The sequence below is a fragment of the Streptomyces sp. NPDC006476 genome (genome assembly GCF_040612015.1).
Taxonomy (GTDB): Bacteria; Actinomycetota; Actinomycetes; order Streptomycetales; family Streptomycetaceae; genus Streptomyces; species Streptomyces griseorubiginosus_B.
Genome location: NZ_JBEXPK010000186.1, coordinates 1 through 5388, shown reverse-complemented (window position 1 = coordinate 5388; position 5388 = coordinate 1). Strand labels below are relative to the sequence as shown.

Annotated in this window: 4 protein-coding genes and 2 pseudogenes; 5 read left to right on the top strand and 1 reads right to left on the bottom strand. The window is 67.4% G+C overall.

What is annotated here, in order from left to right:
• Window positions 1–221: 221 nt before the first annotated feature.
• Window positions 222–989, bottom strand: a pseudogene (locus ABZZ74_RS52405) (transposase).
• 29 nt (window positions 990–1018) lie between these two features.
• Here ABZZ74_RS52405 and ABZZ74_RS52400 point away from each other — a divergent pair.
• From ABZZ74_RS52400 to ABZZ74_RS52380, 5 genes and pseudogenes are all read left to right on the top strand, one after another.
• The gene (locus tag ABZZ74_RS52400; RefSeq protein WP_356951193.1) at window positions 1019–1924 is read left to right on the top strand and encodes an inositol monophosphatase family protein; all 906 of its coding nucleotides are present in this window, start codon (window positions 1019–1021) and stop codon (window positions 1922–1924) included.
• A gap of 1 nt (window position 1925) precedes the next feature.
• On the top strand, window positions 1926–2723 hold the full coding sequence (locus ABZZ74_RS52395; protein WP_356951194.1) for a cupin-like domain-containing protein: 798 nt from the start codon (window positions 1926–1928) through the stop codon (window positions 2721–2723).
• A gap of 132 nt (window positions 2724–2855) precedes the next feature.
• Window positions 2856–3067 (top strand): annotated as a pseudogene (locus ABZZ74_RS52390) (hypothetical protein); the annotation flags it as partial.
• 315 nt (window positions 3068–3382) lie between these two features.
• On the top strand, window positions 3383–4627 hold the full coding sequence (locus tag ABZZ74_RS52385) for a DUF6745 domain-containing protein (protein WP_356951192.1): 1245 nt from the start codon (window positions 3383–3385) through the stop codon (window positions 4625–4627).
• 13 nt (window positions 4628–4640) lie between these two features.
• Window positions 4641–5063 carry a hypothetical protein gene (locus ABZZ74_RS52380; protein ID WP_356951191.1) on the top strand — a complete coding sequence of 141 codons (423 nt, stop codon included), beginning with the start codon at window positions 4641–4643 and terminating at the stop codon, window positions 5061–5063.
• The last annotated feature ends 325 nt before the right edge of the window (window positions 5064–5388 follow it).

Below are 5388 nucleotides of genomic sequence, written 5' to 3'. Positions count from 1 at the left end.
CACGTCCTCACCGCGATGGCCTGCAACGTCGCCCGAATCGCCGACTGGATCGACACCACACCCAGAACACGACGCCGGGCCACCCACTTCCGCACGCTGTGCTCAGCCACCGCATGACCTGCCCAACATCACCAACAGAGTCATACCGGTAACTTAAGGGTTGTCCCGTAATGATCTTTGGTTCGCCGGAGGCGTGACGGCCCGGTCAGCGGCCATTGCGCTTATCCGGCGAGGTTGAGGTTGTGCAGGCGGGCGATGCCGAGCATGGCGTGATGGACGCCGTCGCCCCTGAGCCGGCAGTCGCGGAGGATCTTCCAGGTCTTCATGCGGGCGAATACATGCTCGACGCGGGCGCGGACCTGCTTGTGTGAGCGATTGTGCTCCCGCTACCAGTCGGGGAGTTCGTCGCCGGGCCGGCGGCGGTGTGGCATCACCAGTCCGGTGCCGGGATAGCCGCCGTCGGCGATGGTCATCGTCTTGCCGACGGCGGCTTTGGCCCCGGATTCCTCCCATGCCTTGCAGTTGTTCCGGTTGCCTGGAAGGGGTTGGCCGACCACGACGACCAGGCGGGTGTCGGCGTCGATGACGACCTGGTGGTTCGTGGAGTAGCGATGGTTCTTCGACTGCTCGGCGGTCGAGTGGTCCCGGGTGGGAACCAGGGTGCCGTCCACAATGAGCACTGTGTCCTTCGCGAAGCGTCGCCGGGGCTTCAACGCGAGGAGTGGGCCGATCTGGTCAATGATCCGATCGGCTGCGGACTTCGAGATACCGAACAGCAGGGCGAGCTGGCGCATCGTCAAGTTCGTGCGCCAGTAAGCCACGGTGAGCAGCACTCGGTCCTCCAGTGGCAGACCCCAGGGGCGGCCCCGCCGTCCCACGTCCACGCCCTCGCGGCGCAGCGCGGTCACTGTCTTGTGGAACTGGCGCGGATGCACGCCTGTGAACGGGGATATCCAGGACGGCTCAGACGCCGTGATCACACCAGCCATGCCGTGATCGTCTCACCGCGGTGGCGCGCGTGGACCAGGACTTGATGGCGAAGGTGGCGGCGGGAAAAGTGGACGGTATGACGGACTCAGCAGACCTGGCGCTGGCGCTCCGCCTGGCCGATCAGGCGGACGAGATCGCCCGGCGCTACTTCCGTGCACCCGACCTGGGCGCCGAGCGCAAGGGCGACGGGAGTCCGGTCACCGAGGCTGATCGGGAGATCGAACGTGTTCTGCGCGCGTCGATCCGCGCCGAACATCCCGGCGACGCGTTCGTCGGTGAAGAGTTCGATGCCCAGGGGCAAAGCCGCCGCCGATGGATCATCGATGCCATTGACGGCACGGCGAGCTTCATCGTGGGCGATCCGGAATGGAGCACCCTCATCGCTCTTGAAGATCACGGTGACATGACGCTGGGTATGGTCTCCGCTCCCGCACTCGGGCGCCGCTGGTGGGCAATGCCAGGCACCGGGGCCTGGATGGGGCCATGCCCTTCCGATCCGTCAGTCCCTCCGGTCCGTCTGACGCTCACGCCACGAGGAAACGCCAAGGATGCCGCCATCGGCATCTGGCCTCCACCGTCCCGCCTGAGCGCAGCCGAACGCGACGCCGCCGCAAGGCTGGCGGCAGGCAGTGCGACTGTGCGCCCCGTGCTCGACTGGTCGACGGCAGACCGCACCACGCCGCCACCGAGTAAACCGTCCACCGGATCCGGCACATGTCACGGAGCCCTCCTGGTCGCGACAGGAAAACTCGATGCCTTCCTCCTGCTGGGTGCCGGCCCCTGGGACATTGCCGCAGTGATCCCCATCGTCGAGGAGGCCGGCGGCACCTTCAGTGACCTCTCCGGCCAACGGCGAACCGACACAGGCGCTGCCCTGTTCGCCAGACCCGACATCCACCAGCAGCTCCTGAACATGGCCAAAGCCCCCAACTGACCTGCACGCCAGGGATGAGGAGTTCGACCTCCTGCGGGCCGTTCCCGCGCTCCGCGACGACCTGTGCCCGCACGAGTTGTTCCCCCGCCGCGCCGTGACCTCCAGCAGCGCCTGGATCGGGCCGGCCGGCGCGCACACCGGCCTGCACCACGACCTTCTGGACAACGTTGCTGTGCAGGTGGTGGGACGCAAGCGGTTCCGGCTGCTGCCGCCGGGAAGCGTCCAGCGGGTCGGCGGCCAGTCACCGCGTTACGACCAGTGGGCGCGGCTGTCCCGGCTGACCGCCGACGAGGTGACGGAACACGCCGCGCATCGGGCCGCGGGCGGACCGGACGTGCTCACGGTCGATCTCGGCCCAGGCGATGTGCTGCATGTGCCAGCGGGATGGTGGCACGAGGTGGTGAACCTCAGTCCGGGGGTGCTGCTGAGCGGCTTCCACGGTTTCCAGCCCGCGGTCGGGCTGCTGTGGATGAAGGACCCGGTCCCCGACGGTGAAGTGCGCCCTCCCACCCCGTTGGGGAGGTCAAGTCCTCGGGCCGTCTGGTCAGGCACGTCGACCAGGCATCGCTCGCGCGACCGGAGTCACAGGAGGTGTTCGGGGGGCCTGACGGAGGGGCTGTTTTCGGGCCTTGGCCGCAAGTACCGCTGGACGATGGCCGAGCGGGCCGGACACTCCTCGCCGGACCGGATCCAGAAGTTCCGGGGGAAGCGTTGTGGAGCGCGGACCGCCTGCTGGGCGAGCCGGGCACCGGTCAGGCCCCGACAACAGAACCGGACGCCGTCGACCACCCGCTCATGACCTGCGGCTGTAGAACGAGGTGGAGCTCGGCCACTCCGGCGATGCCTGCGCGGTCTTTCGACTCTCAGTGAAACTACGTAATTTCCAGTGCGACGGTTCACTCTCGGCGGAGTGGCTGGTAGTTTGCGGTCTGTGCCAAAGCTGAATCAGATAATCGCCGCGGAAAGGGCGTCAAGTCCAAGTCCTTCCAGGAATTGCCCCGGGCCCATCACGACGTTCAAAAGCCCGCCTTCCTGGCTAGTATCTCCCGGACTTACCAGCCCAAGGACGCGGAGGTCGAGCAGTTGCCGCGGGAGTCGACCCGGGTCCAGGTCAAGGCGGAGTACATCCTCAAGACCACTGCGGTGACACCCATGTGCCTCTCTTCTCATGGCACGGTAGTTCAAAGGCAGAACACGTCGATCTCATAATGATCCGTGACTCTTAAACGTGCCGGCGTGAGCAATTGGGTGGCAAAAAGTGAGCCCGGGCAACAGGATATGCCCCCGGGCTCGGTCACGATCGCAGCCTCTACTTCGCGGCCCATGGGCCGGCAGAGATTCGGCAAAGTTGTCCGGTTCGTGATCATGTGCGCCTGAGGAGGGTGAGCGCTCGCTGAGTTGAACGATCAATGAGGCATCGACCGGGGCAGAGCGAACAAACCGTTCCAGGGGGTGGTCGTGGAATCCAGCAGGCGGATCACGGGGTTCAACGAAGAGCAGGAAACGATCATCCGTGAGATAGGAAAAGACTGGGACGCGGTCGATTGGGCGACCGGGCCGGGTGATCGCGCTGCTGCCGAGGACGGGGTCCGGGCGGTTTATCGGGGCCTCGGGCTGCCGCCCCCACGGTTCATCGTCTGGCTCGGCTCCCCATGGGCCGGCCTGATCGGGCAGGCGGTGCTTCCCGGGATCATCGCCTCGGTGACGGGAGGAAGATATGCCCGGATGCGAGCCCGGTTCCGTCGGCGGATACGTGGGCAGTTGCGCACCGGACCGAAAGAATTCCTCCACCCAGAGGTCTACGACCGGGTCGAGGCCCAGGTGACCCCCGCGCTGAACAAGCGGGTGGTGTCGACGGTCGTGGAGGAGCAGTCCCTCGGGTACACCTGGCGGTGGGAGGCGCAGAGGACGATGGTGTGGCCGGCCGACGGCAGGAAGCCCCAGCCGTGGGCCCAGCCTCGGGTGCAGGACGAACTGGCTGCGCAGGTGGCCGCCCAGGCGGACATCTCCCCGGTACCCGAGATGCCACTGTTCCGGCTGCCCCACCGCTGGCGGTACGAAATTCCGCAACGGTGCTCCATGACATCGTTCGCGTGGGCGGACGCCATGGAACTCATCGGCGTCACCGGTCTGGATCCCGTCCACGCCGAGCGGCAGGTGAACCGGCACGCGGGCCTGTGGTGGGCCTACCGCGACTACGCCGTCCTCACCCCCCGCCCCGACGTCTTGCGGCGGGACGCCCAAGGCCGTCTCCACTGCGCCGACGGACCGGCGGCTGTGTGGCCCGACGGCTGGGTCATCCACTCCTGGCACGGCAGGGCGGTTCCCGGCCCCCTGGTCGAGGGGTACTGGGACGCCGCCCGGATCCTGCGGGAGAGCAACAGCGAGATACGCCGCGCGGCGATCGAACGCATGGGCTGGGGCGAGTTCGTCGCCGCCGCAGGCCTGCGTCAGGTCGGCTCCAGCGAACCCGACCCCGGCAACCCGGGGTACCAACTCGCCCTCTACGACATGTCCGCCGGGACGTTCCCCGTCACCACCTCACGGATCCTGCTGTGCACCAACGCCACACCCGAGCGCGACGGCACCCGCCGCCAGTACGGGCTCATCGTGCCCGTCGACGCCCCCGATCCCGTCACCGCGGCGGCCGGCATGCTCGGCCTCACCCGCGAGCAGTACCTCACCCTCGACCGCGCCACCTGAATCGGAGAGCCCCATGGCCCAGCAACAACCCACTCTCGGATACGTCACCACCCTCGCGGGAGTCGACGTCCTGGAACACCTCGACCGGCAGGCCGCCATCCCGCTCTCCTCAGGTCTGCAGCGTCAGGGCGACGTCGGACTGATCCCGGTCGGCCTCATCGGGTACAAGCCGCCGAAGGGTGGCAAGCAGGTGCCCGCCGCCGGAATACCTCTGGTGTCATCCGGCGACGGTGCCCACACCCACCTGCTCGTGGCCGACGGCCCGGTGACCTGGGCACCGATACGCGACGGCGGCGCCGACGTCGGCTGCTTCACCGTCCACGAGAGCGCCGCCGCCTATGTCCTGCATCCCGAACACGGAGCCATGGGCCACGCCCAGGGCGTCTACCTCGTACGCCTGCAGGTCGAGGACAAGGGCCGCATCGTCCGCGATTGACCACCCTGTTCCGGTCCTGGCGCCTGCGGCCACCCGGGGCGCACGCGGGCCCGTCATGGAGAGCGAGGAACGACGCCGTGGAGAGTATTGCCATGGGACAGCCGGACTGGGCGGCCGTCGCCGCCGCAGGGGTCATATGCGGGCCGCTCATCTTTTTTCCGGTGCTGGCCTCCTTTATCTGGCGGAAAGGATGGATGCGAGTGAGAGACGTGGCGGTCACTGAGCCTTTTTCGTGCGCCCAGCAGAACGGGAGGTGACACCGTGACGTAGCGGTGTTCTTGCTGTTCGGAAGCTCGTCGTCGCCTGCCGGTGGAAGTCCGGTCCG

Excerpts from the sequence above, each read along its gene's own strand:
- ABZZ74_RS52380 (WP_356951191.1), top strand. The coding sequence starts at position 4,641 with ATGGCCCAGCAACAACCCACTCTCGGATACGTCACCACCCTCGCGGGA.